Genomic DNA, 16188 nt, shown 5'->3' on the forward strand with positions numbered 1-16188 from the left:
GCGTGCGGGTACAGAGGGGGAGTGGAGGGCTGCTGAGGCTGTCCCAGGGGCGTGGAGCCGAGGCGCCATGGTGTCAGGAGGCCTCGCGCAGTAGCGTCAGCGGGCAGAGGCGCTGCGCGAGCTGGAGCGCTTCGAGGATGCGAGGGCCATCCTGAGCGGGGAGTTTCCCGAGCCACTGAACCGGGCGGCGCGGTTCATCCAGGAGCTGGCCATCCAGCGCAGCTCCGAGGTCCGCCAGCTCGTCCTCGCCGCTGACGGGTGGAGCTAGAACCCAGCGAAGGCGCTGGCGCATCAGCGTGTCCTGAGCCAGGGTGGGCGCCCCCCTCGATCTGGAGTCTTCCATGGTGTTGCGTCGGGCGACGTTGGCCCTGCTGTTCCTGCTGACCGCGGCGTCTGGATGCACAGGAGAGAGCGACAGGCCTGGCGACGCGGGGACACCTGAAACCCCGGACGCCGGGGCGCCCGACTCGGGCCCCATGATGGATGGCGGTTCTCCCGATGCGGGCATGGTCGACGGCGGTCCGCTGACCCCCGCCTGGTTCACGGGCCATGCCCTGAACGAGTGGTTCGTCATCCCGGGGACCCAGGGCGCTGGCGGCTCCGCGGTCAACGCCTTCTCCGGCATGGCCATCCGCGAGGACACCAGCGAGCTGTTCATCGCCGCCGCGGGCGGCCACTCGGACAGCGCCGACAATCGCGTGGTCTCCCTCGATCTGCGGCTCGACGCTCCGACCTGGGTCATCCGGAAGGCCGCCAGCACCACGATTGCCAACGACGTGCCGTACTACCCGGATGGCACTCCGGGATCGAGGCACCTCTACCAGACCATCCACTGGGTGGCCTCGGTCCACCGGGTGATGCTGGTCGGCCACCGTGGCAGCTATCCCAATGCGCACCATTTCCCCCAGGTCGACGGCTTCAACCCCGACACGAACAGCTGGGACCCCGCGGGCACCTGGGCCAGCGAGTCAGCCCCCTTCACGGGCCTGGTGCGCGACGGGAACGGGCACATCTGGAACAACAACTTCGCGGTCTTCGCACCGGAGACGAACACCTGGTCGGAGCCGCTCACCTCGCACCCGATTCCCATTCGCTTTCCGGTCGCCTACGACTCGCGGCGCAACCAGCTCTTCTCCTTGATGTGGGCAGACGGGCAGGGCTACGGCAACCCCGGGTTCAACTCCTCACGCATCCCCGTGGGAGGCAAGACCCAGTACAAGGTCACCCTGGCTCCAGGTCCCGCGCTCACCCGGCTGCAGAGTCTCATCCCGGTGTACGCGGCGATGGTCTACGACCCCGGCCAAGACCGGTTCCTGTTCTATGACGGCCGCGCGGCCCCCGGAGAAGTCTTCGTGGTCACCCCGGGCGCCACGGACGATGCCCCGTACTCGGTGAGCATCCTGGAACTGGGCCCCGGCTCGGCCACGCCGCCTGGGACCGTGAATGCCGGCATCAACAGCCGCTTCCGCTACGTGCCGGCGCTGCGTGGCATCGTGGCCATGCCCGACGCCCGGCAGCCGCTCTACTTCCTCCGGCTCGAGTAGCCGTTCGCCGGGGGCCTCGACGTCAGCAACCCGTGGTGCTGAGCAAAGCCCGAAGGTTCCGGCGGCGTCTCCGCGAGCCGCCGCGGACCGCCTCGGATGCCGCTCCAGGGACTGAGCGTCGTCGCAGGTCCATCAACCTGGGTTGACGGCGGGGCCTCATCAACTTAAGTTGATGGGCATGAAGGACCTGACGCGACTCCCGGCACCGGACGACCCCGAGGCGGCGCTCGCGGCGGTCGTCGCCCTGCGCCGTCGCGCGACCCAGCTCGAGCTCGCCGCGGTGATCGAGGCCGTCGGTCAGGGTTGGACCTGGGCGCAGATCGGCGAGGCGCTCGGCATCAGCGCGCAGGCGGCCCACAAGAAGTTCTCGCCGCAGCTTCGCGAGCCGGGCAGTCGCTGAGCACCACCGAGGAGGATGTCATGGGACTGCTGGACGCCGTGAAGGACATGAGGACCATCAAGCAGCTGCTGACGAATGCGGAAGGGGAGGCGCTGCGAGCGGGCGAGGAGCTGCCAGGCCCGGAGCACCTGCTGCTCTCCGCCCTGCAGCTGCCAGATGGAAGCGCGGTGCGCGCCTTCGCGCGTGTCGGGACGGACCTCTCCTCGCTGCGCAAGGCCATCGAGGCCGCCCACCACTCCGCGCTGAGCTCCACGGGGCTCGCTGCTGACGATGCCGAGGGAGACGCGCCCCTGGAGCGCCGGCCGACGCCCGGCCTCTTCCGGTCGACGCCGCAGGCGCAGCAGGTGTTCCAGGAGGCTGTCGCCCTATCGAAGTCGACCCGGCCGTCGCAGCTGCGAGGCGCGCACGTGGTCGCTGCTGCCTGCTCGCTCGAACGTGGCACCGCCATCCGCGCGCTCAACGTGCTCGGCGTCGACCGCATGCAGCTGAAGGCCGCCGCATGTGCCGAGGTGGGCCTCTGACGTCGAGCCCTGCTCCCGTCGCCGCATCAGGAGGCGCTTGCTCAGGGCAGTAGCCGTTGCCCGAGGGCCAGCAGGGCCTCCCTCGCACCCAGCGGCAGGGTGGTGGTTCCGTCAGAAGCCTCGGTGCCCGGGTCGGTGTTGATGCGGATGAGCTCGGCGTCACGATGCGCACCGGGTCGGCGGACCAGCGGCACAGGTCGAGTGCGAGTCGGCCCCAGTCTCCGGGGCCCGCCTCAGAGTTCGCGCAGGACCGTCTGGCCCGCGGCGAGCGCATCCATCGCAGGGCGCAGCCGGGGCCACTCCTCGGACAGGAAGCCTGGCAGGACGTTCTCCGCCAGCTTGCGTTCCTGCTCTTCGAAGAGGTCATCGAGCGAGGCATGCACCCGTGCCGTGACCTTCCCCTCGCGTCGATGGGGCTGGCCCGCTTCTTCACGTGTCGCTCTCGTATAATTGTTTGGCGCCTGGTTTTGTGTGGCGGGGTTTGATTGGCTGGGGAACTCCATTAGTCTTCATTCACTCCCAGTGTGTCAGTCATTGTGCATCGGGAGAGACGCTGTTCCAACAAGGGGGAAACACATGAAGCTCAAGACCAAGGTTCGCGGCGGTCCTCGTGGTTGCGGTCCCGTCATCTACGACTGCGTGTACTACTGCAACGAGACGGTGACCTACCTCTAGGCCGCGGTCCGCCAGCAGGCGGCGCATCGCCTGCTGGCACCTGTCTCGCTGTGTGTTGAGGACTCCCGCCTGTTGGCGCCGCAGCGAAGGAACAGGCTACAGCCCGGGCTCGCGTGTGACACGTCATGCCACGTCCGGCGCGCCCGGCCCGGAATACCGGTCAGGCGCGAGCACCTGGCGCGGGTCCAGGGCGCGCTTGAGGTGCTCGGTGAGTCGCCAGGCCTGGGGCGCCTGCTCGGCGAGCCAGCGCATGGTGTGGGTTCCCACGCGGTAGGGCAGGAAGCCCTCGCGGCGGCAGGTGTCCAGCAAGGCCTGCTGGCAGGCGAGCGCGCGGGCGGCCTCGTCTGCATCCTCCCGGTCGAACAGCAGCGGGATGGAGCTGTCGAAGCAGCGGTCGGACAGCGAGGTGAGGGTGATGAGCGGCTCCATGCGGTGCCGCGCGGTGACCTCCCGCACGGTCCGCACGTAGGTGCGCACCAGCTCCGGCACCATGGGGACGAGCGGAGAGGTCCACAGCAGACCGCAGCCATCCGCGTGCGGGTTCAGGGGCGCCCCTTCCGGCGGGCGTCGGCCTGACTTCCAGTAGGCCAGCGGCAAGGCCATCTGGGTGGGGACACCCTCCAGGACGCTCAGCACGTTGGACAGGGTGCGCGCCTGCGGGGCCAGCTTCGCGCCGAGTCCCAGTGGCAGCCGGGGGAGCCACTGGCCCAGCGTGCGGGCCCGATCCGCACCCAGGAACACGAGGCGCCGCGCCACCCGCCCCAGCCTCCGCTGGATGGTGCTCCGCGCGGCGCGCACCACCTCGCGCGTGCCGTACAGGCCTCCGGTGCCCGTCCACGCCGCCACGCCATGCTGGGAGGTCAGCTCGGCCAGGAGCTCCGAGGAGAGCGCCTCACCGCGCGGCACCCGGTCGCGCGGGTAGGGCGCGACCATGGACAGCACGCGCTGGGGGTTGAGGAGGTTGATGGCGCCCACCACCCCGCCCACCTCCCGCAGCGTCTCGCGGATGGCCCCCACCGCGTCCTCCAGCCCCGTGTCCTCGCGCACCCAGAAGAAGAAGGCCTCCAGGTGCTCGGGCCTCCGGGCGAGCACGAAGGTGAGGTCGGTGACGATGCCCAGGTTGCTCTGGGAGAAGAGCCCGTCCAGGTACGGGCCCACGCCCCACTTGAAGGCCTGGTCCACCCGCTGTCCCCCAAGGTCCCCGTGCGCGGACCGGTACAGCGAGCCGTCCGGGAGCACCGCCTCCAGCCGGGTGATTGCGCCGAAGTGGTCCGCATGCGGGGTGATGCCGTAGCCGCGCTCCAGCGCGTTGCCCAGCAGGCTGCAGTCCGGGCCGGCCCCCGTGACGGGCACCAGGAAGGGAAGCTGGTGCGCTCGGAGGTACTGACTCAGCATCCCCTGCGTCACCCCGGGTTGGACGGTGACGAGGCCCAGCTCCGCGTCGAGCGACACGATGCGGTCCATCCGCGACAGGTCCACCACCACGCAGTCATCCCGCACGGGCGCCCCGCAGCCGTAGCCCCAGTTACGGCCGGTGCTCACCGGGTACAGGGCCAGCCCTCGCGCGTTGGCCAGCTCCACCAGGGCCACGACTTCACGCGTCGACGCGGGGAAGACCACCGCCGGGACTCGCCTGCTCACGGACGTGGTGCTCGTGCCCCGCTTCCAAGCCTCCTCTCCGGTTCGGAGCCACCGCGGGCCGACAATTCCGGCCAGCGCTTGCAGGGTCTGCGCGGACAACCCGGTGGAGGAAAGGAGAGACATGGCAGTGGACCCGTGAGCTGGCGGAGAGGGAGGGACGCGGCAGGGTCGCAATCACTTGCGGAGGCACGCTGTGGATGTGTCTGACTAGAGAGCCATTGAAGCGCGCCGGGTGCAATGAAAAAATGTGACACCATTCCCGGGGCCGGCGGTCGCGCAGTTTCTTGGAATTGGCTGTTCGTGGGCATCGCCCAACAGACTGTGGGGGACTGTCTACGGCCCGAGGGCTGTCGCGCCCGACGCGCGATGTAAGTCTCCACAGGGAATGCGCGCGTGCCCCGGGGTTGGTCCATGAATTGCTCTACGGGTCGGCATGAGACATCTCGTCCGCCAGTGTCTGCGGTGGCTTCCCCAGGAAATGCAGGAGCGGCTGGTCCGCTCGATTTCTCGCATCGACTCCGCAACCCTGGCGGGCGTGAGCATCGAGGTGGCGGAGAGCCCCGCGGAGCTGGAGGCTGCCGCGCGGATACTCCACGAAGGCTACGTGCACCGCGGGTTGATCTCCCCACGCCCCGAGTGCGTGCACGTGACGCCGCACCTGCTGCTCCCCTCGACGGTGGTCCTCGTGGCCAAGGTCGCCGGCGAGGTGGTGGGGACGGTGTCGCTGCATGTGGACTCCCCGCTGGGCCTCCCCTCGGACAAGACCTTCGCGGACGTGCTGGGGGAGCTGCGGGCCCAGGGGCGGCGGCTGGCGGAGGTGGGGGCGCTGTGCATTGCCCGCCGCCACCGGAACGCGGGCGTGGTGCACCTGCTCAACAAGATGGTGTACCGGACCGCGGCCCTGCTGGGCGTGGACGACATGGTGATGACCGTTCACCCGGACGTGGAGGTGCTGTATCGCAGCTTCCTCCCGGTCGAGCGCGTGGGGGAGCGGCGCAGGTACCAGGGGCTGTCGGAGAAGGCCCTGGCCATCTGCCTGCGGTTGCGCGTCAAGGACGCCCCGCGCGAGTTCCTGCAACGCTTTGGCTCCCGCCCCTCCAACGCCAATCCCTATCAGTTCTATTGCGTCCGGGAGGAACCAGGCTTCCATTTCCCCGCGGAGCCGGACTTCCTGGAGCGATTCCAGGGCCCCCGGGCACGTGCGGTGGCGCACCTGGCCCGGCTGCGCCCGGATGTCATTGCCGCCCTCAGTCCGGAGGAGCGGGCACACCTGAGCTCGGTGCTGCCCTTCGCGCTCCCGCACCCGGTGGCCCCCTCCAGGCCGTCCCGTTCCGTGCCTGCCCTGGCCTACTCCTGACGTCGGCTCCCTCCGAAATCCATCCATGAGACACATCATGTTTCGTTCGTTCCTCGCCCTCCTGGTGGCGGTCGTGACTGGCTTGGGTGTCCCGGCCCATGCCGAGGACGAGGCCCTGGTCCTGATGCGGAAGAGTGACGCCCAGCACCGCCTGCCGCAGGAGCGGGTGCGCTCCCGTCTGATGCTGCAGGATCAGGGCGGGGCACAGCGCACGCGCCAGGTGGAGTTCATCACGCTGGATGGCGAGGGGCGCGGGGACCGGCTGCGCGTGCGCTTCCTCCAGCCCGCGGACGTGAAGGGCACCACCCTGCTGAGCCTCCAGGCCCCGGACGAGAAGGACGGGGACGACCAGTGGCTGTACCTGCCGTCCTTCCGCAAGACGCGCCGGGTGGGGCAGGCGGAGCTGGGGGACCGCTTCGTCGGCACCGACTTCTTCTTCGAGGACCTCAAGCGCCGGGAGGTGGAGGACTACCGCTATCGCCTGCTCGGCAGCGAGACGGTGGATGGCCAGGACTGTCACCTCATCGAAGCCGTGCCATCCGCACCCCAGGTGGTGAAGGAGTCGCCCTACGGCAAGACGCACATCTGGATGCGCAAGGACAACCTCTTCTCCGTCCGCGTGCGCGCCTTCGACAGGAAGCTCCAGCCGCTCAAGGAGATGCGGATGAGCCAGCTCCGCAAGGTCTCGGGCGCTGTGTGGCGGGCGGATGAGACGACGGTCATCGACGTCCAGCGCAAGCACCGCACCGTGCTCACGGTGGAACAGCGCCAGACGGAGTTCACCCTCGCGTCGGACACCTTCAGCCAGCACGCGCTGAGCGTCGAGTAGACGGTGCCACCCATGAGATGGCGGTTGCTGGGAGGGGCCCTGCTGCCGCTCCTGGCTCTGGCGGGCACCGCGGTGGCCGCACAGCCCCAGGTGTCGTCGCGGGTCGGGCTGGTGCGGGTGAAGGACGCCACGGGGCGCGCCTCCGAGTCCGCGCTGCGCGACACCCTTCAGCGCGCGCTGGAGCGCAGCGCGCGGTTCCAGCCGGTCGGGAAGCGGCAGCTCGCGGAGGCCGCGCGGGCCCTCCATGTCCCGGCGGGCCGCTGGGCGGACCCCGAGCACCTGCCGAAGCTCGCGGCGCGCCTGTCCTTCGACACGGCGGTGACGGCGTCGCTCACCCGCAGGGGGGTGGGCTTCCGGCTGGTGCTGCGCGCGGTGGAGCCCGGCAGCGGGCAGGAGCTGGCGCTCGCCTTCGCGGATCTGGGCAAGCCGCGGCTGCGCGCCGACGCCGCCGACCGGCTGGTCCAGTCCCTGTCGCGGAAGCTGCCCTCCCGGAGCGCCGAGCCCCTCGTGGACACGGCGCCCGAGCCGCCACTCGTGGCCGAAGCCCCCCTCGCGCCGGAGCCCTCCGTCCCGAGCGATGACGCGTGGGCCGCGGCCATGAGCGGGGTGGACTTCACCCAGGATGCGCCCGAGCCGCCCCAGACCCAGCCGCCGGTGGAGCTGGGCGCGCGGGTGGCGGTGGAGCACTTCAGCTACCCGACGCACCTGGGCGACGACCGGGTGGCGGGGCGCAACATGGCGGAGATGGCGCTCCAGGTGCGGGGCTCGACGGAGGGGGCCAGGGCGCAGGGTTCGTTCCTGATGCGCCGCGACTTCGCGGATCCCAGCCGGGACCGCTTCGACGTGGAGGAGGCCTACTTCGAGCTGAAGGGCACGCGCTGGGCGTTTCGGACCGGGCGCCTGCTGACGTCCTGGGGAGCCGCGAGCCTCTACAACCCCTCGGACGTGCTGGACCCCGTGGACCTGCGCGACCTCCTGGCCCCGGAGAATCGCGGCGCGTGGATGGCCCGGCTGAGCGCCTTCTTCGGCCCGGTGCTGCTGGAGGGCTACTTCCTGCCAGTCCCTGAGGCGAACCTGCTGCCGTTGCCCGAGTCCATCGGTCCGGACGGCGCCTACGTGGCCCGCTCCCGCTGGAGCCGCGGTCGGCTGCCGCTCCCGGAGGGGCTCCCGGCCCGAGTCACGCTGGTGCCGCCACGGGTGCCCTCTGCCCGCCTCTCGCATGCGCAGGGTGGCGTGCGGCTGGTGGCCTCGGTGGGCGGAGCGGACCTGTCGCTGGGCTTCGTCACGCTGATGGACAGGATGCCCACCCTGCGCGTGGACATCCTGCCCACGCCAACGCCGCCTGCCGAGCTGGAGGTCACCGTCACGGGCTCCCACGAGCGGGTCCACGTCGCCACGTTCGACGCGGAGTACAGCCTGGGCAAGCTGCGGCTGGTGGCGGAGGCGGCGGCCTTTCTCACCCGGGACCGCCGGGCCCGGGATCCTTTCGTGGAGGACCCGTATGCCATTGGCGTCATCGGCGGGGACTACCAGGTGGGGCCCTTTCTCCAGGACCACTCGCTGCATGTCTTCCTGGAGTGGGTGCACGCCCGGGCCCTGGTGGGCCGCCTGTCGGATGACCCTCTCGGGCGGCTGCGGCGGCCCGTGCCCAGTGGGCTGCTGGCACGCGTGGCCTACGAGGCCGGCCCGGACCTGCGCTTCGAGGTGGCCGGGACGCTGTCCTTGAAAGGGGACGATGGTTTCGCCAGCCCGCGAGTGGAGTACGTCCTCTTCGACCGGGTGAAGGCGCGGCTGGAATACCTGTGGCTCTTCGGTAGCGCGGAGGAAGGCAGCTTCGCGCCCTTCCGGGACAACTCGCGCCTCGAAGCCTCCATGGAAGCAAGCTTCTAGCGATGGGGCAACACACGTGAGCGCGACCTCCGAAGGGCAGGAGCAGGCCTTCTCCGAACGTCTGGCCGGGTGGCTGTACACGCACCCGTGGAGTGTGGGGGGGCTCTTGGCGGGCCTGCTGCTGGCCAGCGCTCTCACCCTGCCGCATCTGAAGTTGGAGTCGGGGAGGGAGCCCTTCTTCGACCGGAGCTCGCCCCTGCAGGCGGACGTGGACGCGGTCAACGCCCACTTCGTCAACGACGAGCTGCTCTACGTGGGCTACCGCACGGACGACGTCTTCTCACGCGCAAGCCTGGAGCAGGTGCGCGCGCTGAGTGATGCCCTCCAACGGCTCCAGCTGCCCGGCTACGAGGCGGAAGGCTCTCCGGTGGACAAGGTCACCAGCCTCACGCACGTGAAGGACCTGGTGGGGGACTCGGACGGCTTTCGCACCATGCCCCTCGTCCCCGAACCGACGCCGGAAGAACCGGCCGTGCTGGCGGCCCTGCGTGAGCGCGCGCGCCGCAACCCGCTCATTCGCGGAGGGCTGCTCTCGGACGTGTCGCCCTCGGTGGGAGCCCTGAGCGTGCGCCTGGTGAACGGGCTGGATGACGCGCGCAAAGCGGCGCTCGTCGCGGAGGTCCGCCGGCTGCTGGCGCAGGAAGAGGAGCGCAGTCCCACCCGCTTCTTCCTCACGGGAGATCCGGTGGTGGAGACGGACATCGCGCACTCCATGCGGGTGGACCTGGAGCGCTTCATCCCCATGGTCTACGCGCTGGCCGTGGCGCTGTTGTGGGCCTTCTCCCGGAGGATCCCCGGCGTGCTGCTGGCGGTGGTGAACGTGACGGGATGCCTGCTGGTGGGCATGGCCTCGCTGGCGTGGGTGGGCGGCTCCGTCAACAACCTCTCCACCATCCTTCCGCCGGTGATGATGGTGCTGTCGGTGGCGAACGTCATCCACTTCCTCTCGGAGTGGGCGCGCAACGCCCTCGAGGAGACACCGGAGCGCGCGCCCGTGCGCACGTTGGCGGAGCTGATGGTGCCGGTGTTCATGTGCGACCTGACGACGGCGGTGGGGTTTGGCTCGCTGTCGGTCAGCCCCACTCCGGCCGTCCGCGAGTTCGGCCTCGCGGCGGCGCTGGCGGTGATGCTGTCCATGGGGGTCTCCTTCCTGCTGCTGCCGCTGGCGGCGCGGCTGAGGCCGGCGTCCTGGTACATCCGGCGCGAGCCCGCCCGGGGACCGGGCCGGCTCGACACGTGGATGGCGGCGTACGTCCGCTGGATGGTTCGGCATCCGCGCTGGCTCGCGGCCGCGGCGGTGGCCATCATCCTGGTCGCGGGGGCGGGCCTGACGCGCCTGAGGGTGGACGAGAACAACCTGGAGCAGTTCGGGGAGCAGACGCCCCTGCGCCAGCACACCACCTTCGTGGAGGACCACCTCGGAGGCACCACGCAGCTCATCGTGTCGATACGCGCCACGGAGCCCGAGCGCTTCCTCGAGCCGGCGGAGCTGCGCAAGCTGGAGGCGCTCGACACCTTCCTGAAGCAGGAGGTGGGGGCGGACCACGTCACCTCGCTCGTGGACCACGTGAAGCTCCTGCACCGGGAGTTCGACGAGGGAAGGCCGGAGTCCTTCCGCATCCCGGACACGCGCGAGCAGGTGGCGCAGCTCCTCCAGCTCAACGGCGACGACAGCCTGGGTGAGTCCGTGGACGCGTCCTACCAGTGGGTGCGCGGGGTGGCGCGGGTGCGAGAGCACGGCTCGACCCGGCTCCAGGAACTCTACGGGCGGGTGAGCGCGTACCTGCAGGAGCACTTCCCCGCCTCGGAGGGCTACCGCGCGGTGGCCACGGGGCAGGGGAGGCTGTGGGTGGAGATGACGGACAACATCATCGGCAGCCAGATCAACAGCCTGGGGCTGTCGTTCCTGCTCATCTTCGGCCCCATCTTCCTCGTGTTCCGCTCGGTGCGCGCGGGGCTGTTCACCATCCCCTCCAACCTGTTCCCCATCATCTGTGTGCTGGGGTGGATGGGCTGGGCGGGGATTCCACTGAGCTTGTCCACGACGATGGCGTCCTCCATCGTGCTGGGCATCGCGGTGGACGACACCATCCACTTCATCCAGTACATGAGGGAGCGGCTGCGCGCGCACGGCGACCCGGAGCGGGCGCTCGAGGAGACGCTGCGCACCAAGGGCCTGGGGGCCTTCTGGATTGCGCTGGTGATCGGCCTGGGAATGTTGGTGGTGGTGGTGTCCAACTTCAGCCCCACGCGGAACTTCGGGCTGCTCACCGCCCTGGCGATGCTGGCAGGCGTCGTGGGAGAGCTGCTCCTGCTGGGGCCGCTGATCCTCGTGACGAGGAGCCGGCTGGGGGTAGACGTGCCTCCCCGGCCCAACGCGTCCCTCCCAGCCCTGACGTCAGTGAGATGAACATGGAAGAAGAGAGAATCGAAATCAGACGCAAGGAGCTGAGACCGCTCTTGAGCGATCTCATGGAACCCGACATGAAGGTGTTCTGGAGCTATTTCCTCCTGGCAACCCTTTCGACCTGGGCTTCCTTGAGCTTTCTAATCTACCGAGCAAACAACCTTCGGTTCGACCTCGTATTCTTCTGCGTTTTCTTTGTTTCCGTCATTTGTGTCTACCATGCCGTGACGTTCACCCATGAGCTTGCTCACCTCGATCAAAGGAGGTTTGGTTCGTTCTTCTGGGCCTGGAACCTCCTCGTAGGAGGCCTGTTTGCGATTCCGGCTTTCATCTACGGTGATAACCACCTCGACCATCACTCGAAGAAATACGGAACGAGCCTTGACCCGGAGTACATCAATTTCAAGAAGGCCCCGACATCAGGTCTCGTTGAATTCCTGGGCATGAATCTGTTCCTCCCTTACCTGGGAATTCTCCGTTTCTGTATCCTGACTCCCGTGAGCCACCTTCACTCCAGGCTCCGGCAGCTGGTGCTGAGAGAGGCTTCCTTCATGGGGATGAAGTCCCGGTTTGCTCGTCGGGTCAGCGAAGATGCGTCCGTGCTGAAGTCCTGGTCGATCCAGGAGATGATCACGTTTGCCTATCTCTGGGCCCTGGTCTTCCTGGTTCTATCGGGCAAGCTTCACTGGAGCGCCATCGTCGTCTGGGCGTCGATCATCACCTTCGTGGGCGTGATCAACGGCATCAGGGCCCTGGCGGTGACCCACAAGTATTTCAGCATGGGGGACGCTCCCATTCCTTGGAGTGAGCACATCGAGGAATGTATCGAGATTGAAAACAGAGGTCTGAGCACTCTTCTTTTCTGTCCGGTGGGAACTCAGTACCATATGACCCATCACATGTTCCCATCGATTCCCTTCCATCATCTTCCAGAAGCAAGAAGACGTTTGTCTCCTCACTTTGAGAAAGATTCTTTCTACCACGCGAATGTTCGCAAGGGGATCATCGACGGGCTGAGAAGGTTTCTACAGGGTATCTATTCCACCAGCCCGCACCGCGGCGCCACCGCCCGCACCCTCGTATCGAGGCCGCCACCCGGTTGATGACATTTGTCATGCTGGATTGATGGCTTTTTGCTCTGGCGGGCGAAAGGCCGCCACCGGAGACTTCTCCCACCCAACCTCAGGGAGAAGAAATGTTCAAACCCCTGCTTCTGGCTGCCGCTCTCAGCGCAGCGCTGCCTGCATTCGCCGCCACCACGCTGATCCGCGATGTGCGCGTGTTCGACGGACAGCGCACGCACGAACACCGCAATGTGCTGATCGACGGCACCCGGATCGCCGATCCCGACTTCCGCGGAAAGCCGCGTGCGGAGACCACCATCATCGAAGGCAAGGGCCGCACGCTGATGCCGGGCCTGATCGACTCGCACGTGCATGCCTACCGCTATCTGGACCTGCCGCTCCTGTTCGGCGTCACGACCCAGATCGACATGTTCACCGGCGTCTCCGTCATGCAGGAGATGACGGCGCGCATGCAGCGTGGAGAGAATCACGACCGCGCTGACCTGTTCTCCGCCGGTACGCTCGCCACCGTGCCGGGCGGGCACGGCACCGAGTACGGGATTCCCATCCCCACGCTGACCCGGCCGGAACAAGCGCAGGGCTGGGTCGATGCCCGCATCGCCGAAGGCTCTGCTTTCATCAAGATCGTGCTGGAGCCGGGCAACGGCGATGAGCCCACGCCCAGCCTCGACCTGCCGACCATGAAGGCGCTGGTAGATGCGGCGCACCGCCGCGGCAAGCTGGCGGTGGTCCATATTGCCACGCTGGCCAGCGCGCGCGCCGCGCTTGAGGCTGGCGCCGATGGGCTGGTGCACCTCTTCGTGGGCGAAGACCTTGCGCCGGACGACCTGGCGGCATTCGTGAAGTTGGCCCGCAGCCGCAAGGCCTTCATCATCCCGACCTTCAGCGTCATGGAGAGTATCGCAGGCGTGCAGGAGCAGGATGTGCTGGAGGACCGCTCGCTGATGGCGCTGCTGCTGAAAGAACAGGTGTCGTCCCTGAAGGCCAGCCATGGGAATACCGCGCGGCCCGAGAAACTGCGTGCACCGCGCGCCGTCGTGAAGGCGCTGCGGGACGCAGGCGTCACGTTGCTGGCGGGGACGGACGCGGGCAATGCAGGCACCCAGTACGGCGCCAGCATGCACCATGAGCTGCTGTCGATGACTCAGGCAGGTTTGACTCCGTCCGAAGTCCTGGCCGCCGCAACCAGCGTACCGGCACAGGCTTTCCGCCTGCCCCAGCGCGGCCGCATCGCCAAGGGCTACAAGGCCGACCTGCTGCTGGTAGAGGGAGACCCTACGGCTGATATCAGCGCGACGCGCCGCATTGTCGAGGTGTGGAAGGACGGCACGCCGGTTTCACCGCTGCGCGCTTCGCGGTTGAAGGCCGTGGCGGAGGAAGCCAGCACCCAGCAGGGCAGGGCCCTGGAACTGCCGCCGGAAGGACGCATCAGCCTTTTCACGCAACAAAAGCTCGGCAGTCCCTTCGGGATGGGCTGGATGCCGTCCACCGATGACTTCATGGGCGGAAAGTCGATTGCAAAGCTGGCCTTCGTGGAGGCTGACGGCCAGCACGCAGCGGAGGTGAGTGCGAACGTGCGTCCGGGCTTCGCCTACCCGTGGGCCGGCATTGCCTTCATCCCGGGCTCGCAGCCCATGCAGGCGGTGGACCTGAGCGCTGCCAAGGTGCTCCGCTTCCGCGTGCGCGGCGACGGCCAGAAATACTCGGTGTCGATGATGTCGAAGGGACTGTCGATCCCCGTCAACCAGCCATTCACAGCGGGTGAGGGATGGACCGAGGTGGTGATGCCCCTGTCGGCCTTCAAGGGGGTGGAGGCCAGCGCGCTCACCATGATATCGTTCAACGCAGGTCCCAAGCCGGGCGAGTATCAGTTCCAGCTCGCCGACGTCCGCCTCACGGAAGAGTAGGGAGAACAGCGTGGACAGGATACGGCGATTGCTGGCGGGGCCCTGGGTGCCGCCCGCGGTAGGCAAGGCGCCGTATCTGTGGCTGCTATCGCTGAACTTCTTCGTATGGAAGTACTTCTACATCCGGCCCTCCGTGCTGGAGCTGGCGATGCTGGCGCTGACGATCATCGTCTTCGCGCCGATGTACTTCTCCAGCTTCTGGTTGCGCAACAGGCGCCTTGTCCCCGTGCTGCTCGCAACCTTCGCGTTGGGCGTGGTCTGGGCGCCGTTCAACTTCGGCGCCTGCACCTTCTTCATCTTTGCTTCCGGGATGTGTGCGGGGATCGAGAACCGGCGCTACGCCTACGGCACGATTGCCCTGATCCTGTGCGGCGCGGCGCTGATTGCGCTGTCTGTCGATTTGCCGCTCAGCTTCCTCCTGCCCACGCTTGCTGTCGGTACGCCGGTGGGCATCGCCAGCGTGATGGACGCCACCCTCAAGCGCAAGCAGTGGCAGCTGCTGCGCAAGCAGGAGGAAGTGGAACACCTGGCCCGCATCGCCGAACGTGAACGCATCTCGCGCGACATGCATGACCTGCTGGGGCATACGCTATCGCTGATAACGCTGAAGGCAGAGCTGGCGGGCCGCCTGCTGGACCGTGACGCCGAAGACTCCCGCCGTGAAATCAAGGACATTGAAACCCATGCACGGAAGGCGCTGGCTGAAGTGCGCAGCGCCGTCAGCGGCTACCGGCAGACCGGCTTCGCGCACGAGCTGGCGCAGGCGCGGGCCGCACTGGCCGCCGCGAATGTGACGCTGGACGCCAATGTCCAGGCCTTTCCCATGCCCGCTACGGCGGAGAGCGTCCTGTCGCTGTCGTTGCGCGAAGCGGTCACCAACATCCTGCGCCACGCGGATGCAAGGCATTGTGAGGTCAGCGTGACCTTGCAGGACGGCGTGGTGGTCTGCCACATCAGGGATGACGGAAGGAAGCTCGACTCGCTGCAGGCGCTGGCGCAGGGGAATGGCCTGCGCGGCATGCAGGAACGCGTAGCCTCGTTGGGGGGGCAGCTGCGCGTGGAAGTGGCGCGCGGGCTCTCGCTCGAACTGCGCCTGCCAACGGGGGGGCTCGCATGATTCGCGTACTCATCGCAGAAGACCAGTCGCTGGTGCTTGGCGCGCTTGCCGCACTGCTCAAGCTGGAAGCCGACCTTGATGTGGTAGGACAGGCGCGCAACGGCCAGGAAGCGCTTGCCCTGTGTGCGCAGCTCTCGCCGGACATTGTCCTGACGGATATCGAAATGCCGCAGATGACGGGCCTCGAGCTGGCCGCCGCGCTGGCCGAACGGCGTGCTGCCGCGCGTGTCATCATCGTGACAACCTTTGCGCGTTCCGGCTACCTGCGCCGCGCCATGGCGGCCGGTGTGCGCGGCTATCTGCTGAAGGATGCGCCGTCCGAATCGCTGGCGGCCGCCATCCGTACGGTGCATTCGGGCGGCAGGGCCATCGCGCCGGAGCTGGCGCTGGAAAGCTGGAGCGGCTCGGAAGACCCGCTGAGCGAGCGCGAACGGCAGGTGCTGCGGCTGGCAGGCGAAGGCCGCAGCGGCGCCGATATCGCGAAGCAGCTGTCGCTGTCCGAGGGAACGGTACGCAACTATCTTTCGGAAGCAATCAGCAAGCTCAATGCAGGCAACCGCGTTGAAGCCTTCCGTATCGCCCGCGAAGCTGGCTGGCTTTGAGAAGCCGGCCGGCGCACCCTAGTGTCATCTCGGCGAGGCGCGCCAGGCGCCCTGCAATCACGGGGGGCTGACCCCACAACCTGTGGCCCAAGTGCCCCACAGCTGCGGCATCTGAGCTGCGTCGGTTGCACCGGTGCACCATCACAAGACGACGCTCCGGACCTGCCTTGTCGCGGGAGTACGCGACTTGCAGGAGCGTTCCGCGTCAGCCCG

14 protein-coding genes are annotated in these 16188 nt (G+C 68.0%); 11 read left to right on the forward strand and 3 right to left on the reverse strand.

Features of this window, described 5'->3' with window-relative positions:
• Window positions 1-73: 73 nt before the first annotated feature.
• A complete protein-coding gene (locus tag LXT23_RS32380) occupies window positions 74-292 on the reverse strand; it encodes a hypothetical protein (protein ID WP_253984231.1) in 219 nt (72 codons plus the stop codon).
• Window positions 293-341: 49 nt separating this feature from the next.
• Here LXT23_RS32380 and LXT23_RS32385 point away from each other — a divergent pair, with 49 nt between their 5' ends.
• From LXT23_RS32385 to LXT23_RS32395, 3 genes are all read left to right on the forward strand, one after another.
• Window positions 342-1544 carry a hypothetical protein gene (locus LXT23_RS32385; RefSeq protein WP_253984232.1) on the forward strand — a complete coding sequence of 401 codons (1203 nt, stop codon included), beginning with the start codon at window positions 342-344 and terminating at the stop codon, window positions 1542-1544.
• A gap of 178 nt (window positions 1545-1722) precedes the next feature.
• Window positions 1723-1944, forward strand: coding sequence for a hypothetical protein (locus LXT23_RS32390; protein ID WP_253984233.1), 222 nt, complete (start codon window positions 1723-1725; stop codon window positions 1942-1944).
• Between the two features lie 20 nt (window positions 1945-1964).
• Complete coding sequence (locus LXT23_RS32395) at window positions 1965-2465, forward strand: Clp protease N-terminal domain-containing protein (protein WP_253984234.1); 501 nt, start codon at window positions 1965-1967, stop codon at window positions 2463-2465.
• Between the two features lie 233 nt (window positions 2466-2698).
• Here LXT23_RS32395 and LXT23_RS32400 read toward each other — a convergent pair whose 3' ends face one another.
• A complete protein-coding gene (locus LXT23_RS32400; RefSeq protein WP_253984235.1) occupies window positions 2699-2968 on the reverse strand; it encodes a hypothetical protein in 270 nt (89 codons plus the stop codon).
• A gap of 295 nt (window positions 2969-3263) precedes the next feature.
• The gene (locus LXT23_RS32405) at window positions 3264-4781 is read right to left on the reverse strand and encodes an FAD-binding oxidoreductase (RefSeq protein WP_253984236.1); all 1518 of its coding nucleotides are present in this window, start codon (window positions 4779-4781) and stop codon (window positions 3264-3266) included.
• Between the two features lie 433 nt (window positions 4782-5214).
• Here LXT23_RS32405 and LXT23_RS32410 point away from each other — a divergent pair, with 433 nt between their 5' ends.
• From LXT23_RS32410 to LXT23_RS32445, 8 genes are all read left to right on the forward strand, one after another.
• The gene (locus tag LXT23_RS32410) at window positions 5215-6138 is read left to right on the forward strand and encodes an N-acyl amino acid synthase FeeM domain-containing protein (RefSeq protein WP_253984237.1); all 924 of its coding nucleotides are present in this window, start codon (window positions 5215-5217) and stop codon (window positions 6136-6138) included.
• A gap of 37 nt (window positions 6139-6175) precedes the next feature.
• Window positions 6176-6967, forward strand: coding sequence for an outer membrane lipoprotein-sorting protein (locus LXT23_RS32415; RefSeq protein ID WP_253984238.1), 792 nt, complete (start codon window positions 6176-6178; stop codon window positions 6965-6967).
• A gap of 12 nt (window positions 6968-6979) precedes the next feature.
• Window positions 6980-8857 carry a hypothetical protein gene (locus tag LXT23_RS32420; RefSeq protein WP_253984239.1) on the forward strand — a complete coding sequence of 626 codons (1878 nt, stop codon included), beginning with the start codon at window positions 6980-6982 and terminating at the stop codon, window positions 8855-8857.
• 16 nt (window positions 8858-8873) lie between these two features.
• Window positions 8874-11267 (forward strand): efflux RND transporter permease subunit, encoded by a 2394-nt coding sequence (locus LXT23_RS32425; protein ID WP_253984240.1) that lies wholly within the window; start codon window positions 8874-8876, stop codon window positions 11265-11267.
• A gap of 2 nt (window positions 11268-11269) precedes the next feature.
• A complete protein-coding gene (locus tag LXT23_RS32430) occupies window positions 11270-12367 on the forward strand; it encodes a fatty acid desaturase (RefSeq protein WP_253984241.1) in 1098 nt (365 codons plus the stop codon).
• Window positions 12368-12459: 92 nt separating this feature from the next.
• On the forward strand, window positions 12460-14256 hold the full coding sequence (locus LXT23_RS32435; protein ID WP_253984242.1) for a CIA30 family protein: 1797 nt from the start codon (window positions 12460-12462) through the stop codon (window positions 14254-14256).
• Window positions 14257-14266: 10 nt separating this feature from the next.
• Complete coding sequence (locus tag LXT23_RS50450) at window positions 14267-15373, forward strand: sensor histidine kinase (protein WP_253984243.1); 1107 nt, start codon at window positions 14267-14269, stop codon at window positions 15371-15373.
• Complete coding sequence (locus LXT23_RS32445) at window positions 15370-15975, forward strand: response regulator transcription factor (RefSeq protein WP_253984244.1); 606 nt, start codon at window positions 15370-15372, stop codon at window positions 15973-15975. Before LXT23_RS50450 ends, LXT23_RS32445 begins: the two co-directional genes overlap by 4 nt.
• Window positions 15976-16188 lie beyond the last annotated feature (213 nt).

Source organism: Pyxidicoccus xibeiensis, from assembly GCF_024198175.1.
Classification (GTDB): Bacteria; Myxococcota; Myxococcia; order Myxococcales; family Myxococcaceae; genus Myxococcus; species Myxococcus xibeiensis.

Bases quoted from the DNA above. Each gene is read 5' to 3' on its own strand.
- LXT23_RS32380 (WP_253984231.1), bottom strand. From the start codon at position 292: ATGCGCCAGCGCCTTCGCTGGGTTCTAGCTCCACCCGTCAGCGGCGAG.
- LXT23_RS32385 (WP_253984232.1), top strand. From the start codon at position 342: ATGGTGTTGCGTCGGGCGACGTTGGCCCTGCTGTTCCTGCTGACCGCG.
- LXT23_RS32390 (WP_253984233.1), top strand. From the start codon at position 1,723: ATGAAGGACCTGACGCGACTCCCGGCACCGGACGACCCCGAGGCGGCG.
- LXT23_RS32395 (WP_253984234.1), top strand. From the start codon at position 1,965: ATGGGACTGCTGGACGCCGTGAAGGACATGAGGACCATCAAGCAGCTG.
- LXT23_RS32400 (WP_253984235.1), bottom strand. From the start codon at position 2,968: ATGGAGTTCCCCAGCCAATCAAACCCCGCCACACAAAACCAGGCGCCA.
- LXT23_RS32410 (WP_253984237.1), top strand. From the start codon at position 5,215: ATGAGACATCTCGTCCGCCAGTGTCTGCGGTGGCTTCCCCAGGAAATG.
- LXT23_RS32415 (WP_253984238.1), top strand. From the start codon at position 6,176: ATGTTTCGTTCGTTCCTCGCCCTCCTGGTGGCGGTCGTGACTGGCTTG.
- LXT23_RS32420 (WP_253984239.1), top strand. From the start codon at position 6,980: ATGAGATGGCGGTTGCTGGGAGGGGCCCTGCTGCCGCTCCTGGCTCTG.
- LXT23_RS32430 (WP_253984241.1), top strand. From the start codon at position 11,270: ATGGAAGAAGAGAGAATCGAAATCAGACGCAAGGAGCTGAGACCGCTC.
- LXT23_RS32435 (WP_253984242.1), top strand. From the start codon at position 12,460: ATGTTCAAACCCCTGCTTCTGGCTGCCGCTCTCAGCGCAGCGCTGCCT.
- LXT23_RS32445 (WP_253984244.1), top strand. From the start codon at position 15,370: ATGATTCGCGTACTCATCGCAGAAGACCAGTCGCTGGTGCTTGGCGCG.